12 protein-coding genes are annotated in these 17,540 nt (G+C 67.3%); all 12 read left to right on the forward strand.

From position 1 onward, the window contains the following. Positions 1 to 362: 362 nt before the first annotated feature. Positions 363 to 1,424, forward strand: a complete 1,062-nt coding sequence (locus ABIB15_RS07285; protein WP_354476467.1) for a Gfo/Idh/MocA family protein — start codon at positions 363 to 365, stop codon at positions 1,422 to 1,424. Positions 1,425 to 1,608: 184 nt separating this feature from the next. Continuing rightward, a complete protein-coding gene (locus tag ABIB15_RS07290) occupies positions 1,609 to 2,685 on the forward strand; it encodes an aminotransferase class V-fold PLP-dependent enzyme (RefSeq protein ID WP_354476469.1) in 1,077 nt (358 codons plus the stop codon). A 347-nt stretch (positions 2,686 to 3,032) separates the two neighbouring features. Next, positions 3,033 to 4,418 carry a glycine--tRNA ligase gene (locus ABIB15_RS07295; RefSeq protein ID WP_354476471.1) on the forward strand — a complete coding sequence of 462 codons (1,386 nt, stop codon included), beginning with the start codon at positions 3,033 to 3,035 and terminating at the stop codon, positions 4,416 to 4,418. 267 nt (positions 4,419 to 4,685) lie between these two features. After that, positions 4,686 to 5,339, forward strand: a complete 654-nt coding sequence (locus ABIB15_RS07300) for a DsbA family oxidoreductase (protein WP_354476473.1) — start codon at positions 4,686 to 4,688, stop codon at positions 5,337 to 5,339. Between the two features lie 549 nt (positions 5,340 to 5,888). Continuing rightward, entirely contained in the window at positions 5,889 to 6,884 is a 996-nt protein-coding gene (locus tag ABIB15_RS07305) for an endonuclease domain-containing protein (protein WP_354476475.1), read from the forward strand. Positions 6,885 to 7,420: 536 nt separating this feature from the next. Then, the gene (dusB, locus tag ABIB15_RS07310) at positions 7,421 to 8,590 is read left to right on the forward strand and encodes a tRNA dihydrouridine synthase DusB (RefSeq protein WP_354476477.1); all 1,170 of its coding nucleotides are present in this window, start codon (positions 7,421 to 7,423) and stop codon (positions 8,588 to 8,590) included. 4 nt (positions 8,591 to 8,594) lie between these two features. After that, complete coding sequence (locus ABIB15_RS07315) at positions 8,595 to 9,956, forward strand: deoxyguanosinetriphosphate triphosphohydrolase (RefSeq protein ID WP_354476479.1); 1,362 nt, start codon at positions 8,595 to 8,597, stop codon at positions 9,954 to 9,956. A gap of 42 nt (positions 9,957 to 9,998) precedes the next feature. Then, positions 9,999 to 11,894: a DNA primase gene (dnaG, locus tag ABIB15_RS07320; RefSeq protein WP_354476481.1), complete on the forward strand. Its 1,896-nt coding sequence runs from the start codon at positions 9,999 to 10,001 to the stop codon at positions 11,892 to 11,894. Between the two features lie 146 nt (positions 11,895 to 12,040). Further along, positions 12,041 to 13,690, forward strand: a complete 1,650-nt coding sequence (locus tag ABIB15_RS07325; RefSeq protein WP_354476483.1) for an ABC transporter substrate-binding protein — start codon at positions 12,041 to 12,043, stop codon at positions 13,688 to 13,690. 123 nt (positions 13,691 to 13,813) lie between these two features. Next, positions 13,814 to 14,920: an ABC transporter permease gene (locus ABIB15_RS07330; protein ID WP_502908921.1), complete on the forward strand. Its 1,107-nt coding sequence runs from the start codon at positions 13,814 to 13,816 to the stop codon at positions 14,918 to 14,920. Positions 14,921 to 14,922: 2 nt separating this feature from the next. Further along, positions 14,923 to 15,870 carry an ABC transporter permease gene (locus ABIB15_RS07335; RefSeq protein ID WP_354476485.1) on the forward strand — a complete coding sequence of 316 codons (948 nt, stop codon included), beginning with the start codon at positions 14,923 to 14,925 and terminating at the stop codon, positions 15,868 to 15,870. 2 nt (positions 15,871 to 15,872) lie between these two features. Next, entirely contained in the window at positions 15,873 to 17,537 is a 1,665-nt protein-coding gene (locus tag ABIB15_RS07340; protein ID WP_354476487.1) for an ABC transporter ATP-binding protein, read from the forward strand. The last annotated feature ends 3 nt before the right edge of the window (positions 17,538 to 17,540 follow it).

Consider the following 17,540-nt stretch of genomic DNA (forward strand, 5'->3'; position numbering starts at 1 on the left):
CTGTGCGGGTTTCCTGAATTTCCGACACTCGCGGGGATTGGGGGCGGAGACACGCGGCACTACGTCGCGATTCGCGCGGCTGTTACGGTCTGCGGCGTGAGTCTGCGCTGTCGAAATCAAATTCACGGCGTCGTCGCCGCCCCATGTTGGAAACTCAGGAGATGATGCCGATATTGGTGGCTGACCTGATTTTCCGGCTGCCGAACCGACGGCTTTCCTGAGTTTCCGGCCTCAGGCGACCGGGCGGGGAGAGCGCGTAGCGCAACGAGCGACAGCCGCGCCGCATTTGTGCTGAATCCCGACGTGCAGATGACGGGGAGAGCACTCCCTCGCCCCCACGCCGACATGACTATTGTGGCCTCATGTCAGTCGTGCCTGTACCCGCCCCCATCCGCACCGGCATCATCGGATTCGGACTATCCGGCCGGGTCTTCCACGCCCCGTTCCTGGCCACGAACCCCGCGTTCTCGCTCGATCTGATTGCGTCAGGCGATCGCGGTCGGCAGGCGGACGCGCACGCCCGGCATCCGGATGCCGCCGTTGTCGCGACACCCGAGGAGCTGCTCGCCCGGGCTGGTGAGCTCGACCTCGTCGTGCTCGCCTCGCCCGCCCACGTGCACCTCGAGCAGGGCATTGCCGCCCTCGAGGCGGGCCTCGCGGTGGTGATCGACAAGCCGTTCGCGGCATCCGTCGCGGAGGCAGAGTCCCTCATTCAGGTCGCCGAACGGGTCGGCCGCCCGCTCATCGTGTTCCAGAACCGGCGCTGGGACAGCGACTTCCTCACCCTGAAGAAACTCCTCGCCTCGGGGCGCCTCGGCCGAGTGCACCGCTTCGAGTCGACCTTCGAACGGTTCTCGCCGGCCGTGCGCGACCGCTGGCAGGACACCACCACGATCGCCCAGGGTTCCGGCATCACCTTCGATCTCGGCAGCCACCTCATCGACCAGGCGCTTCAGCTGTTCGGGCCGGCCGTTCTGGTCCACGCCGAAACTGACGTGATCCGCCCGGGCGGGGTCAGCGATGATGAGGCGTTCGTGTCGCTGCAGCACGAGAGCGGGGTGCGCTCGCATCTGAACCTGTCCAGGGTCGCCGCGCAGAGCGGGCCTAGGTTCCGGATGCTCGGATCCGACGCCGCATACGTTGCGCACGGGCTCGATCGGCAGGAGCCCGACCTCAAGGCCGGAGGCTTGCCGACCGACGAGGGCTACGGAGTCGAGGACCCCTCTGCCTGGGGCGTGCTCGGCATTGACGGATCGGATGCTGCGCTCGAGCCGGTACCGAGCGAACGGGGGGACTATCCCGCGTTTTACGCGGGAGTGGCCGCTTGCATTCGTGATGGAGCGCCGGTTCCGGTCGATCCCCGTGAGTCGCTTGAGGTCGTACGGCTCATCGCGCAGGTACACGAGCGGAACGCGCGCGGCTGAATCGAGCGGTCGCGCGGCGGGTGCAAGTATCCGCGGGCGGGCTCCAGCGTTCGCGCCGGACAGCCACAGCCGGCACTCCTGACCAGCGCATCCGCACGATTCGATCGATTCCGGTCGAGAAAGCGCACGAAAGTGGTGCGGTAGCACCCTGACGCGGCCGGCACCGCGGGTCCAAGATGGAACCATGACTGAGACCAGCGAGGCCACCAGCCGGACAGCATCCGCCGGGTTCGAACGTGCGCGCGAGAGTTACGGAGATGCGCACGGCTATCTCGCCGCCGCCTCGAGCGGGATCCCCACGAAGGACACCGTTGCGGCACTCAAGAGCGACCTCGACCTGTGGGCGAGGGGCCAGCGTGCCCCGCATGACTACGACCCGATCGTCGCGCGAACCCGCGCCGACTATGCGCGCCTCGTCGGCGTCGACGTCGACCGCATCGCTACGGGGTCGCAGACATCCGTACTCACAAGCGTCATCGCCGCCGCCGTGCCATCGGGAGCCGAGGTGCTCTGCGTCGAGGGCGACTTCAGCTCGCTCGTGTTCCCGTTCCTCCAACGGCATGGGATTCGGGTGCGGCACGTGCCCGTCGAGCGGCTCGCGGACTCGATCGAGGATGACACGTGGCTCGTCGTCTTCTCACACATCCAGTCGGCGACGGGCGTCGTCGCCGACGTGTCCGCGATAATTGACGCCGCCTCGCATCAGTCCGCATATACGCTGTGCGACACGACGCAATCGGCGGGGATCCACCCCGTCGACGCCTCGCTGTTCGACGCGACGGTGTGCCACGCCTATAAGTGGCTGTGCTCGCCGCGTGGGGCCGCGTTCCTGACACTCTCGACGAGGTTCCAGAGGCTGCTCACGCCGATCCAGGCCGGCTGGTGTGCCGGCGACGACGTGTGGCAGTCCTGCTATGGCCCGGCGATGCGGCTGGCGACGACGGCTCGCCAGTTCGACGTCTCGCCAGCGTGGCAGGCGTGGGTGGGCGCAGAGCCGGCCATGCGGATGTTCGCGGACCTCGACATGAACGAGGTGTGGTCGCACGCGAGCGAGCTGGGCGACAGGTTGTGCGACGAGCTCGGCATCCCGCAACAGCATCAGGCGATCGTGACGTGGGCGGATCCGGAGGGCGCCGACCTGCAGAAGCTCGTCGCCGCGGGCATCCGCGCATCCGGTCGGGCTGGGCGCCTGCGCGCCGCGTTCCACCTCTGGAACGACGACGACGATGTCGCGGCGGTGGTGCGGGCGCTGCTCGGCTGAGGTTCCCGACCAGGTGTGGCGATGCGGCCAGTGCCTGCGCCTCTGTGCCTCCCTGTGCCCCGACGTGTCCGGTCGACTGGCTCGACCATGTCGGAAATTCAGGAAAGTGGGCTTCCCCAACCCGAATTGGTTCGCGAGATGATCCAATTCTTTGCGCACTTCCTGAATTTCCGACCGGAGGCGACAGTGGGCGACCGGAGGCGACAGGGTGGCGGGGCGGCGCAAGCTGGAGTGCTGCCCGAGGCCGGGCTCGAGTCCGCGCCAGCCGCTGTGATCGCGCCCCTTCGATAGGCTGGGACTTTCGCATCCGACCGTGCATCCAGCACGGCTGTCCCTTGGAGTTCCCCTTGGCCAACGCCTCCCGTCTCGATCCCGTCATCAACCTCGCCAAGCGCCGAGGATTCGTCTTCCAGGCGGGGGAGATCTACGGCGGATCCCGCTCGGCATGGGATTACGGGCCGCTCGGTGTCGCACTCAAGGAGAACATCAAGCGCCAGTGGTGGCAGTACATGGTGCAGGGCCGTGAGGACGTCGTCGGCCTCGACTCGTCCGTCATCCTGCCCAAGCAGGTCTGGGAGGCATCAGGCCACGTCGAGGTCTTCAGCGACCCACTCGTTGAGTCGTTGCACACCCACAAGCGCTATCGCGCCGACCACCTGATCGAGCAGTACGAGGAGAAGCACGGGCGCCCGCCGGCCAACGGGCTCGCCGACATCCGCGATCCCGAGACAGGCCAGCCCGGCTCCTGGACCGAACCGCAAAACTTCTCCGGCCTACTCAAGACCTTCCTCGGACCCGTCGACAATGAGCAGGGGATGCACTACCTGCGCCCCGAGACCGCTCAGGGCATCTTCGTCAACTTCGCCAACGTGCTGGGCGCCTCGCGCCAGAAGCCGCCGTTCGGCATCGGACAGATCGGCAAGAGTTTCCGCAACGAGATCACGCCCGGAAACTTCATTTTCCGCACCCGTGAGTTCGAGCAGATGGAGATGGAATTCTTCGTCGAGCCGGGGACGGATGCCGACTGGCACCAGTACTGGATCGACCACCGCCTCGCCTGGTACACCGACCTCGGCATCGACCCGGAAAATCTGCGCCTGTTCGAGCACCCCGCCGAAAAGCTCTCGCACTACTCGACCCGCACGGTCGACATCGAATACCGCTTCGGCTTCCACGGCAGCCAGTGGGGCGAGCTAGAGGGAATCGCGAATCGCACCGATTTCGACCTCAAGACGCATTCCGAGGCATCCGGAACAGACCTGTCGTACTTCGACCAGACAAAGAACGAGCGCTGGTTCCCGTATGTGATCGAGCCAGCGGCGGGACTCACCCGCTCGCTGATGGCTTTCCTCGTCGACGCGTACTCCGAGGACGAGGCGCCCAACACCAAGGGCGGCGTCGACAAGCGCACAGTGCTGCGTCTCGACCGCCGGCTCGCGCCGATCAAGGTGGCCGTGCTTCCCCTGTCACGCAATGAGCGCCTGTCGCCGGTCGCGCGGGAGCTCGCCGCGGACCTCCGCAAGATCTGGAACATCGAGTTCGACGACGCCGGCGCAATCGGTCGGCGCTACCGCCGCCAGGATGAGATCGGCACCCCGTTCTGCGTCACCGTCGACTTCGACACCCTCGATGACAACGCCGTGACAGTGCGCGAGCGCGACAGCATGGCACAGGAGCGGGTGTCGCTCGACCGCCTGCGCGGGTATCTCGCCGAGCAGTTGATTGGGGCGTAATCGGTCCAGCGGCTCCGGGCGCCTCTGCGCCGCGCACCTTCGGCGGGTGCTTTTCGCGACGGTGCTCCTGGACCGCCACCGCGGGTGCGGTGCGGCCTGCCCAATGGCTACCGGTGCCGCTGCCAGCGGTGGCCCGGCGGGAAACTCAGGAATCGCGCCGGCGAAGCACTGGAGTTGCGGCCGATCCCGCGTTCGTTGCATTCGGTTTCCTGAGTTTCCGACTACGAGGCGGGAATACCGGGTGGCACCGCGGCGGTTGGGAAGTGAGTGAATAATGCAATCAAGGTAGACATCTGGTCCGACGTTCAGTGCCCCTGGTGCTATATCGGCAAGCGCAAGTTCGAGGCTGGAGTCGCCCAATATGGCGGCGCGGTCGAGGTCGAATACCACTCATTCGAACTCGCGCCCGACACCCCGGTCGAGTACGAGGGCACGCCGATCGAGTACCTCAGTGAGCGCAAGGGGCTGCCCGTCGCGCAGGTCGAGCAGATGCTCGCGCGGGTCACTGAGATCGCGGAGAGCGTCGACCTGCACTACGACTACGACTCCGTGCACCAGACCAACACGGTCAAGGCGCACGAGCTCCTGCACTTCGCGAAGGCGAAGGGGCGCCAGCTCGACATGAAGGAGCACCTGCTCAAGGCCTATTTCATTGACGGAAAGCACGTGGGCCGCATTGCCGACCTCGCAGCGCTCGCCGAGGAGATTGGACTCGATCGCGCCGAGGTCCTGGTGGCGCTCGAATCGAACGAGTACCTCGCCGATGTGAAGGCGGATGTTGCTCGTGCCACCGAATACGGCATCCAAGGCGTCCCCTTTTCCGTGATCGACGGCAAGTACGGGGTCTCTGGCGCGCAAGACGCGGTAGCCTTCGCGAACGTGCTGATCCAGGTGCGCAACGAGAGGGACGCAGACAAATGACGGATGCCGGAATGAAGCCGCTCCAGATCCTCGGTGACTCGGCAGCGGCCTGCATCGGCGATTTCTGTGAGGTTCCCGAGCACCACAGCCAGGCTGTCGTGAACAGGCGTCTGGACGAGGACGCGGTCTAACCGCAGCAGTGCCGGTGGTGGCGCCCGCGCAGGCACGGGGCGACAGGTGGACGCCCGTTCTGGCTGTGCCAGCACGGACCCACTGCCATTCGACGCCTCCGTCGGAAATTCAGGACAGGGGACCGAATTCGGGCTCAGCTGCGGGGATTCGGGGTCGGACCACGACGTACTCCTGAATTTCCGACAGTGCGAGGCGGCGCAGGCCGGTGCAGCACCGGTCACAGGGCCACGGTCCAGTGGCCCAAGAGCTCGGGCACACCGCACTTTCGCCTAGGACTGCCTCGCCAGCGAGCGGCCGGCATAGCGGCTTGCCGCGGCGCCCGTGCAGCTCCTCCTCCCCGCACATGGACACGCCGCAGATCCCACCGATAGCGGACACCGCTGCCGACTCAGCGTTATCTCGCCCGAGGATCGCAGGGTGTCCAGCATCCACGAGCTCGTCGACTCCCTTGGCGGATTCGCGCGCAAACGGGAACTCGTCGCGCTCGGCGCCAACGACCGCCATCTCACCGATGCCGTGAAATCGGGCGAAGTCGCGCGCGCGCGCAACGGGTGGTATTCGACCGTGCCGACGTCTGACACCCGGTTTCGCGCAGTTCGGGTCGGGGGACGGCTGACGGGGGCATCGGCGCTCGACGCTGCAGGGGCGTGGATGCGGCGCGACGTGTCCGAGCTTCACGTGTCGTTGCCGCGCAATTCGGCGCGGCTGCGGTCGCAGTGGAACCGGCGGAAGGCTCTCACAGCAGCGCGAAAGCACGGCGCCGTTCCACACTGGGATCCGGATGCCGTGCACCGCCGTGGCACGCGCACATGCGTCGATCTGCGAGACGCGATGCTGGTGTTCCTTCGGGACGCCCCCTTCGAGGAGGCAGTCGCGGTCCTGGATTGGGCGACCCGGACGTCCCAGATCGGCATTGGCGAGCTGGAATCAGTCGTCGCGTGTCTTCCTCAGCGGCTCCACGGAATCCTGGAGTGGGTTGACCCGAAGTGTGACAGTTATCCGGAGAGCATCGCGCGCACACGGCTGAGAATGCGGGGTTTCCGCGTGACCTCACAAGTGCCGGTTGGCTGGCTCGAGCGCATCGATCTTGTCGTCGAGAACCATGTCGCGATTGAAGTCGACGGCGAGGAGCATCATCGCGACAGGTTCCACAAAGACAGGCTCAAGGATCTTCAGATCACGATTGAGGGTCGGCACGGCATCCGAATCTCGGTGCCGATGATCCAGCGCGGGTGGGACGACGTGGTCGCAGCAATCACCTCGGCCCTCGTGGCGAGGAGCGTTCGTCCCTGCCGGAAACTCAGGAACCGGACCCGGGCGGCCGACTGGTCCACGCGGACCTCGCGTATTGGCCGGCGCGGGCTACTTCGCCTGCCTGAGTTTTCGACGCTGTCGGGCCTGGCTCGATCCTGACCTGTGCTTCGAGCCCTCGATGACACCCGGCAAGCGGCGGGATCGTGCCCGCGTTGCCCATGGCTGTTGATGGCATCCACCACGCAGCTTCTCTGTCGACTTAGGGCACCGGTTTTGCTTTGGTCCGAACCGCCGGTGCGCACCACCAGGGAGGTGGTGTCGGCGACGCCATAGACGACCTCGACTGGCGCAATGACCGGCACGCTGCGCAATTGTGCCGTTTGCTGCTGGCATTCGTCGGAAATTCAGGAACAATTCCGGGAGCGGTCCCCGTTTGGCAGCGCCGTGCGAGGTACCGTGCTCGACTCCTGATTTTCCAACCGTGAGGACATTGGCGTGGCTGGACTGAGTGCGTCGCCGGCCCAAGCTCTGACGAGGCACGGGCTCAGACAGCCCGGATGCCGGATACTCAGGAACCGCGCAGAGAATCTGGCCTGCGATCGACGAAGTCGCTGCGAAACGCCGCCGATTCCTGAATTTCCGACAGAAAGGCGGGGCGGGTCTGGGCGGGCGGCGGACTCTGGGACAATTGCGGGGTGACTTCACTCGCCGCGACCGCGCCCCGCCTGCAGATCGGGCCCATCAAGCTCGACGTGCCGGTGGTGCTCGCGCCGATGGCCGGCATCACCAATACTGCCTTCCGGCGCCTCTGCCGCGAGTTCGGCGCCGGCCTGTACGTGAGCGAGATGATCACCAGCCGCGCCCTCGTCGAGCGCACCTCGACGAGCATGCGACTCATTCAGCACCACGAGTCGGAGACGCCGCGCAGCATCCAGCTCTACGGCGTCGACCCGAAGACGGTATCCGAGGCCGTGACGATGCTCGTTGCCGAGGACCGCGCCGACCACATCGACCTGAACTTCGGATGCCCCGTCGCCAAAGTCACCCGCAAGGGCGGGGGATCGGCTCTGCCCTGGAAGCACACCCTGTTCCGCGAGATCGTCGAGGGCGCGGTGAAGGCCGCCGGCGACATCCCGCTGACCATCAAGATGCGCAAGGGCATCGACGACGACCACCTCACCTACCTCGAGGCCGGCCGCGCCGCGGAGGGCGCCGGCGTTGCGAGCATCGCCCTGCACGCCCGCACCGCCGCCGACTACTACAGCGGCAAGGCCGACTGGTCGGCGATCGCCACCCTCAAGCAGGCCATCACGAGCACGCCGGTGCTCGGCAACGGTGACATCTGGTCGGGCGCCGATGCCGTGCGGATGATGGACGAAACCGGATGCGACGGCGTCGTCGTCGGCCGCGGCTGCCTCGGCCGCCCGTGGCTGTTCGGCGACCTCGTGAACGCGTTCGCCGCGCGCGAGAGCGGCGAAAGCTACGACACCGCCCAACCCGACATCGGCACCGTCGCCCGAACCCTGCGTCGCCACACGGAGCTGCTCGTCGAGTTCCTCGACAGCGAAGAATGGGCGTGCCGCGACATCCGCAAGCACATCGCCTGGTACTTCAAGGGCTACTCGGTCGGCAGCGACATCCGCGCGAGCCTCGGGCTCGTCGAGTCGCTGCAGCAGATGGACGACCTCCTCGGCCGTCTCGACTGGGACCAGCCCTACCCGGGCGACGCCGCCGAGGGCCCGCGCGGGCGCGCCGGCTCGCCGAAGCGGGTGGCCCTGCCCGACCGCTGGCTCGACAGTCGCGAACTCGGCGAGGCCCACCGCGCCGAACTGAGCCAGGCCGAGCTGTCGACGAGCGGCGGTTGAGCGCGTGAGCATCGAGCGGACGGATGCTGTCGGCGCCAGCCTGCCCGCGGTTCCCAGCACCCCGGGCGGGAGCACGCCCGCACCGCAGAGCTACCCGCTACCCGCCACCCGCACCGGCGACTACTCCGGCCACGACACGGCTCGCTGGTTCCCCGAGGAGCACTCAAGCCGCCGCAGCGACTTCGCCCGCGATCGCGCCCGGCTACTGCACTCGAGCGCCCTGCGACGGCTCGCCGCGAAGACGCAGGTGCTGAGCCCCGCCGCCGGCCTCGACTTCGCCCGCAACCGCCTCACCCACTCCCTCGAGGTCGCCCAGGTCGGCCGGGAGCTCGCCACGAGCCTCGGGCTCGACCCGGACGTCGTGGACACCGCGTGCCTCGCCCACGACCTCGGGCATCCGCCGTTCGGCCACAACGGTGAACGGGCCCTCAACGACTGGACCGCCGACATCGGCGGCTTCGAGGGCAATGCACAGACTCTCCGGCTCCTCACCCGCATCGAACCGAAGGTCTTCGGGCCCGACGGGCGCACCTACGGGCTCAACCTCACCCGCGCAAGCCTGGACGCGAGCTGCAAGTACCCGTGGCCCGCAAGCGAATCGATCGGCGACCCGAGCGGCCGGGCGAAGTTCGGCTTCTACCAGGACGACATCGAAGCCTTCCTCTGGATGCGCGGCGACGCCCCCGCCCGCCAGCGCTGCATCGAGGCCGAGGTCATGGATTTGTCCGACGATATCGCCTACTCGGTGCACGACTTCGAGGATGCCATCGTCAGCGGCTACATCGACGTCGCCGCGCTCGGTGCCCGCGTCGACCACGACGAGCTCGTCAACTCGATGTTCGTGTGGATCGGCGGCGAGGTCGACCACGACGAGCTCATCGCCGCCTTCGACCGGCTGGACTCACTCGACGTATGGATCGACTCGTGGGACGGCAGCCGAGTCGACCATGCCCGCCTGAAGAACCTCACCAGCACGCTAATCGGGCGATTCGCGGGGGCCGCGACCCAGGCAACCCTCGCCGCGGCGGACGACCCTGGCAACCTCATCCGCTTCGCCGCGAGCGTCGTCGTCCCACGCGAGGTGCAAGCCGAGATCGCGGTGCTCAAGGGCATAGTGGCGGCATTCGTCATGTCGCGCAACACTCGACAGCCGCTCTACGTCGAGCAGCGGGAAATGCTCGTGGAGCTCTGCGACACACTCTGGTTGAGCGGTTCCGACAACCTGGACCGCGGATTCGCCGACGACTTCGACACGGCGGGATCGGATGCGGACAGGCGGCGCGCGATCGTCGACCAGGTCGCCTCGCTGACCGACCAGTCCGCCGGCACCTGGCACACGCGCCTTGTGCATAGACGCCACAACTGACGCGCGGCGTCCGGCTGGCCGAGTCGAAACTAGAATCAGGTAATGGCCGGCCTTATAAGACGCAGCGACATCGACGAGGTGCGCGCCAGGGTCAACATCTCCGAGGTCGTCGGCGACTACGTCACGCTCAAGGGCGCCGGGGTGGGGTCTCTCAAGGGCCTGTGCCCGTTCCACGACGAGCGGAGCCCCAGCTTCCACGTGCGCCCCCAGGTCGGCCGATACCACTGCTTCGGCTGCGGTGAGGACGGCGACGTTTTCAGCTTCCTGCAGAAGATGGACCACATGACCTTCACGGAGGCCGTCGAGCGGATGGCGGCCAGGGTCGGCATCGAGCTGCACTACGAGGACGGGGGAGCGGCGAACTCCGACCACGGCAACCGCGCCCGCATCCTCGCCGCGAACCAGGCCGCCGCCGACTACTTCGTCGCCCAGCTGGGTTCGCCCGAGGCGGAACCGGGCCGCGCATTCCTCGGTGAACGCGGGTTCGACCCGGCTGCAGCGCACCGCTTTGGCATCGGTTTTGCCCCCAAGTCGTTCAACGCCCTCGGCAACCACCTGAAATCACTGGGATTCTCCGAGCTCGAGCTCGTCACCGCTGGCCTGCTCAGCCAGGGCGACCGCGGAGCCTACGACCGGTTCCGCGGCCGGCTCGTCTGGCCCATCCGCGATGTCACCGGGCAGACCCTCGGCTTCGGCGCGCGCCGTCTGCTCGACGACGACAAGGGCCCCAAATACCTCAACACGCCTGAGACGCCGGTCTACCACAAGTCCACGGTGCTGTACGGGCTCGACCTCGCCAAGCGCGACATCTCCCGCGGCCGCCAGGTCGTGGTCGTCGAGGGGTACACCGACGTCATGGCCTGCCACCTCGCCGGCGTCACGACAGCCGTTGCGACCTGCGGCACTTCGTTCGGCATCGACCACATCAAGGTCGTGCGGCGCATGTTGGGCGACGTCGAGAATGCCAACACGCGCGGCCTCGGCGAGGTTGTCTTCACCTTCGACCCGGACATGGCCGGCCAGAACGCGGCGAGCCGCGCGTTCAGCGAGGAGCAGCGCTTCGCCGCGCAGACCTTCGTGGCCGTCGCCCCCGACGGGCTGGACCCCTGCGACCTCCGCCTGAAGAAGGGCGACGACGCCGTGCGCCGGCTCGTCGACTCGAAGAAGCCGATGTTCGCGTTCATGATCCGGCGCGTGATGGATGCCTACAACCTCGAGACCGCGGAGGGGCGCGTCGCCGCCCTGCGGGCCGCAGCGCCGATCGTCGCGAGCATCCGAGACCAGGCCCTCAACATCGAATACGTGCGGGATCTGGCGAAGCGGCTCGGCATGGACCCGGCCGAGGTGGGCCGAACCGTGCGCGCCGTCGCCGGGCGCGCCTCCGTCGACGCCAGCCGCGCGCCGGGCTCCGGCGGTCAGGGAGGCGAGGCCACCCAGCCGGGCGGCCCGGTGCCCGAGCGTGCCCCGTCGATCTCCGACCTGCCCCGTGACCTGGTGACGAGGTTGGAGCGTGACGCGATCATGGCGATCCTGCAGCATCCGGAGGCGGTCGGCCGGCCGCTCGCCGACCGGGCCGTGCAGGTGGCCTACTCGAACGCCTCCCTCGCGGTGGTTCGCGATGGTATCGCCGTGAGCATGGATGCCTTCGATTCAACGAATTGGCTTGACCGGGTGATCGAGGAGGTGCCCCAGCCTTTCGCGACCCTCGTCAAGGAGCTCGGGGTCGCCCCCATCCCGGTGGGAGACGCCGCAGAGCTGCCGATCTACTGCACCGGGGTCACCTCTGCCCTCATCGACAAGGATCTCGTGCGCCGCAAACGGGAGCTCCTCGGCCAGCTGCAGCGTCTCGACGGTGCAGCCGACCCGGCGAAGTCAAGGGAGCTCCAGCAGCAGCTCGTGCTCGTCGAGCAGGAACGCCGGCAACTGCGCGACGACTGATTTCCTCCTCAAGATTGCAGACAGGTAAAGATTCCGCCGTCGCGCGTCGCCATAACGGTGCTTTTCGTCGCGGTGTGTTAAGACTGAGTCATACAGCAAGCACACATGCGGCCGCGACTGCGGTGGCATCACCTTTCTTGCGCAGAATGAAAGAGGTAACGGACTTGACCCATTCATCCGCTTTCCGCAGGCGATCACTCGCCACACTCGCGGGCGCCGCGACGGTCGCCATCGCGCTCGTCGGCTGCTCCAGCCCGTCCGGCGAGGACGACCTGGCGCTCGACGGCATCATCGTCGGCACCACCGACCCCGTCACCTCGCTCGACCCGGCGGGATCCTACGACAACGGCTCCTTCGCCGTGCAGAACCAGGTCTTCCCCTTCCTGTTCAACAGCCCGTACGGCAGCCCGGACGTCGAGCCCGACATCGCGGTGTCCGGCGAGTTCACCACCCCGACCGAGTTCACCGTCGTGCTCAAGGATGGGCTCACCTTCGCCAACGGGAATGAGCTGACCTCGTCCGACGTCAAGTTCTCCTTCGACAGGACCGTGAGTCTCGAAGACCCGAACGGGCCGTCGAGCCTGCTCGGCAACCTCGACTCGGTCGAGGCCGTCGACGACACCACCGTCGTGTTCACTCTCAAGGCCGCGAACGACCAGACGTTCGAGCAGATCCTCTCGAGCCCGGCCGGCCCGATCGTCGACGAGGACGTGTTCTCGGCCGACGCGCTCACCGACCCCGCCGACATCGTCGAGGGCAACGCGTTCGGCGGCCAGTACACGATCACCGACTACACCCAGAACGAGATCATCCAGTACGAGGCGAACCCGAACTACGACGGCCTCCTCGGCGCGGCGAAGACCGAATCGGTCACGACCCAGTACTTCGCCGACGAGACCTCCCTCAAGCTCGCCGTCCAGGAGGGCGACGTCGACGTGGCGTTCCGCAGCCTCAGCCCGACCGACGTCGCCGACCTGCGCGAGGACGACGCCGTGACAGTCTGGGACGGCCCCGGTGGAGAGATCCGCTACATCGTCTTCAACTTCAACACGCAGCCGTACGGAGCCGAGACCGCGGAGGCCGACCCGGCCAAGGCACTCGCCGTCCGCCAGGCCATTGCGAGCGTCATCGACCGCGCCGAGGTCTCCGAGCAGGTCTACAACGGCACCTACGTGCCGCTCTACTCCTACGTGCCCGAGGGCCTCACCGGCGCCACCGAGTCGCTCAAGGGTCTCTACGGAGACGGCGAGGGCGGACCCGATGTCGACGCGGCAACCGCACTGCTCGAGGAGGCCGGCGTCACCACCCCGGTCGCCCTGAACCTGCAGTACAGCCCCGACCACTACGGCGCCTCCTCGGACGACGAGTACGCCGCCTACGCGAGCCAGCTCAACGAGAGCGGCCTGTTCGAGGTCAACCTCGAGTCGACCCTGTGGGACGTGTACAGCGCCGAGCGTCGTGAAGACGCGTACCCGCTGTACCAGCTCGGCTGGTTCCCGGACTACTCGGATGCCGACAACTACCTCACGCCGTTCTTCAGCGATGCGAACTTCCTCGGCAACCACTACCAGGACTCGGCGGTCAACACCCTTATCCAGCAGCAGCTGGTCGAGGGCGACGTCGACGCCCGCACCCAGCTGATCGAAGACATCCAGGACGCCGTCGCGTCCCAGCTGTCAACGCTCCCGCTGCTGCAGGGCGCCGGGGTCGCGGTCACCGGAACGGACATCTCGGGCGCGGACGACACTCTCGACGCGTCGTTCAAGTTCCGCTACGCCGCGCTCAGCCGCGACTAACGAACCGTCGGCATCCGCCGGCCGGGCGCTAAACTGGCGCCCAACGAGATACTCAGGGGTGCCCCGCACAACGGGGCACCCCGCTCTCATTCTCGGCACACTCGGAAAGGACGACCCCGAACCGTGACACTGCTGCAGGAGGCCGAAGCGCCTCTCGATCCACCGGCACAGCCCAGGCGGGCGGGGAAGGGGCGCAAGACCAGCGGTGGAATCGGCCTGGGCCGCTACATCGTGATCCGCGCCCTCCTCATCGTGCCGACCGTCTTCATCCTCGTCTCCCTCGTGTTCTTCCTCATGCGGGTCGTCGGCGATCCGATCTCCGCATCGGTCGGCGACAGGCTCACCGCGGCCCAGCTCGCGGAGCGGCTCGCCGCGGCCGGCTACGACCGCCCCGTCATCGTGCAGTACGTCGAGTACCTCGGCCAGATCGCCACTGGCGACTTCGGCCGCACCCTCAGCGACAACCGCCTCATCTCCGAGGTGCTCCTCACCTACGGCGGGGCGACCCTCGAGCTCGTGTTCTACGCGCTCATCGTCGCCTTCGCGATCGGCATTCCGCTCGGCATGCTCGCCGCCTACTACAAGGACCGCGCCCCGGATGCCGTACTCCGCATCCTCGCCATCCTTAGCTATGCGACGCCCGTGTTCTTCGCCGGGCTGCTGCTCAAGCTGACCTTCTCGGTCTGGCTCGGCTGGCTCCCGCTCGGCGGGCGGGCGTCGACGCGGGTGCAGATCGCCCTCGGCAGGCTCGACGATCCCACCGGCATCTACCTCATCGACGCGATCCGGTCGGGCAATTCGGTCATCATCAACGATGTGCTGCTGCACGCGATCATGCCGGCGCTCGCACTCGGTCTGCTCACCGCCGGCGTGTTCCTGCGCCTCGTGCGCACGAACGTCATCCAGACCCTCTCGAACGACTACGTCGACGCCGCGCGCTCCCGCGGGGTCAGCGAGTTCCGCCTCGTGCGCTACCACGCGTACAAGCCGGCCCTCATCCCGATCGTCACCGTGATCGGGCTGCAGATCGCGCTGCTGCTCGGCGGCGCGGTGCTCACCGAGTCGACCTTCGAATGGCGCGGTCTCGGCTTCCAGCTTGCGCAGTACCTCGGGGCACGCGACTTCGTCGCCGTGCAGGGGATCGTTGCGCTTTTGGCCGTGATCGTCGCCGTGACCAACTTCATCGTCGACGTCATCGCCGCGCTGATCGACCCGAGGGTGAGGTACTGACCATGAGCGTCGCCACAGTCCGAAAGTCCAGCCTGTTGTCACGCCTGCCGGTCGTCAGCCACCTGCGGCAGAGCGTCGGGGTGCAGAGGGGGATGCTGATCGCCGGAATCGTGATCTCCCTCGTGTTCATCATCGCGGCCCTGTTCGCCCCGTTGATCGCGCCATACGGGTTCGCGCAGACCCGCGACGAGAACGGCATCTTCGGAAAGCAGCTGCCGCCGTCGCCCGAGCACCTCTGGGGCACCACCGTCGGTGGATTCGACGTGCTCTCTCGGGTGATCTGGGGCACCCAGACGGCGCTGTCGGTCGTGATCGTCGCGGTCGTGCTGTCGATCTTCGCCGGCGTCGCCCTCGGCCTCATCTCCGGCTACCTGGGCGGCTGGCTCGACCGCGTGCTGGTCGTCATCGCCGACGCGATCTACCCGTTTCCGACCCTGCTCCTCGCAATCGTGATGTCGATCGTCATCAGCGGCGGCCGGTCGAGCCTGTGGAGCGGAATCCTGTCCGCGGCGATCTCGATCACGGTCGTGTTCATCCCGCAGTACTTCCGGGTGGTGCGGGCAGAGGCAGTGCGGCTCAAGGCCGAGGCGTTCGTCGAATCGGCGCGCGTCGTCGGATCGAGCACAGCCCGCATCATGTTCAAGCACGTGCTGCGCAACTCCACCCGCACCCTGCCGCTCATCCTCACCCTCAACGCCTCCGAGGCGATCCTCACGCTCGCGGGGCTCGGCTTCCTCGGCTTCGGGATCGCCCCGACGTCCGCGGCGGAATGGGGCTACGACCTCAACCGGGCGCTGTCGGACACCGCGAGCGGAATCTGGTGGACCGGCGTCTACCCTGGGGCGGCGATCGTGCTGCTCGTGCTCGGCCTCACCCTCGTCGGCGAGAGCATCAACGACATCTCCGACCCGAAGCTCCGAACCCGCAAGCGGCTCAGGAAGGCGGCCTGAGAATGGCAAACGTCCTCGACATCACCAATCTTGGAGTGAGCTTCGCCACCGACGCGGGCGCCGTGCGCGCCGTCAACGGGGTGTCCCTGTCCGTGAAGGCCGGTGAGGTGCTCGCGATCGTCGGCGAGAGCGGCAGTGGCAAGACCGTGACCGCGAAGACGATCCTCGGACTCCTCCCGTCGACCGCGCTCACCTCCGGCGTCGTCATGCTCGGCGCCAACGACATCGTCTCGGTCGGCAAGGAGACCCTCCGAGGGATCCGGGGGACGGATGTCGCGATGGTCTTCCAGGAGCCGTCGCTCGCCCTCAACCCGGTCTTCACCGTCGGCTGGCAGATCGCCGAGGGGCTCCGCGCCCACGGCCGCCTGTCCAAGCGGGCAGCCAAGGCGAAGGCCGTCGACATTCTCCGCCGCGTCGGGATCCCCGAGCCGGAGAAGCGGGTCGACTACTACCCGCATCAGTTCTCGGGCGGGCAGAAGCAGCGAGTCGTGATCGCGATGGCACTGGTCCTTGACCCCGGGCTGATCGTCGCCGACGAGCCGACGACGGCGCTCGACGTGACCGTGCAGGCGGAGATCCTCGACCTGCTGCGCCGCTGCCGTGACGAGTTCAACACCGCGATCGTGCTCATCACCCACAACATGGGTGTCGTCGCCGACCTCGCCGACCGTGTCGTCGTGATGTACGAGGGCAAGATCGTCGAATCCGCCGACGCGACATCCCTATTCGAGAGCCCGCAGCACGAGTACACCAAGAAACTGCTCGGCTCCGTGCCGTTCATCGGGCAGGGAACGGAAAACACGACATCTCGCGCCATGGAGCGATCCTTTGCCGACCACGAGGTGGCGGTCGAGGCCAAGAGTCTCGTCATCGAGTACCCGGGACGGCTCGGCAGGCCGGGCTTCCGCGCCGTCGACGGGGTCAGCTTCACCATCGCGCAGGGAGAGGTGCTCGGGCTCGTCGGCGAATCCGGCTCGGGCAAGACCACGATCGGTCGGGCAATCGCCGGGCTTACCGCGGTCTCCGGCGGCAGCCTGAGCGTGCTGGGCACCGAGGTGCGAGGTCTCCGCGAACGTGGTTTCCGCAGCCTCCGCGCCGACATCGGCTTCGTGTTCCAAGATCCGGCATCGAGCTTCAACCCGCGCCTCACGATCGCTGAGTGCGTCGCGGAGCCGCTGATCGTGCACGGGCGGGCGGGCGACGCCGCCGCGGCGCGGAGCCGGGTGGACGAGCTGCTCGAGGCTGTGCAACTCCCGAAGGCCTTCGGCGACCGCTTTCCGCACGAACTGAGCGGCGGGCAACGACAGCGGGCCAGCCTCGCCCGGGCTATCGCGCTGCAGCCCAAACTCCTCGTCGCGGACGAGCCGACGAGCGCGCTCGACGTGTCGGTGCAGGCGAGGGTGCTCGAGCTGTTTGCCGAGCTGCAGCGCGAATTCGGTTTCGCCGCCCTGTTCATCAGCCACGACCTCGCCGTCGTTGACCTCCTCGCCGACCGGATCGCGGTGCTCTACCGCGGGAAGCTCGTCGAGGAGGGGACCGGAGCGCAAGTGCTGGTGACCCCCCGGCATCCGTACACAAGGCGCCTGCTCGCCTCGCTGCCGGTGCCGAATCCGGCACTCCAGGCGGAGCGCCGTGAAGAACTGCGACGGTTGAGAGGCCTGGACTGACAC

It is taken from the genome of Marisediminicola sp. UYEF4, from assembly GCF_040546025.1.
Classification (GTDB): Bacteria; Actinomycetota; Actinomycetes; order Actinomycetales; family Microbacteriaceae; genus Marisediminicola.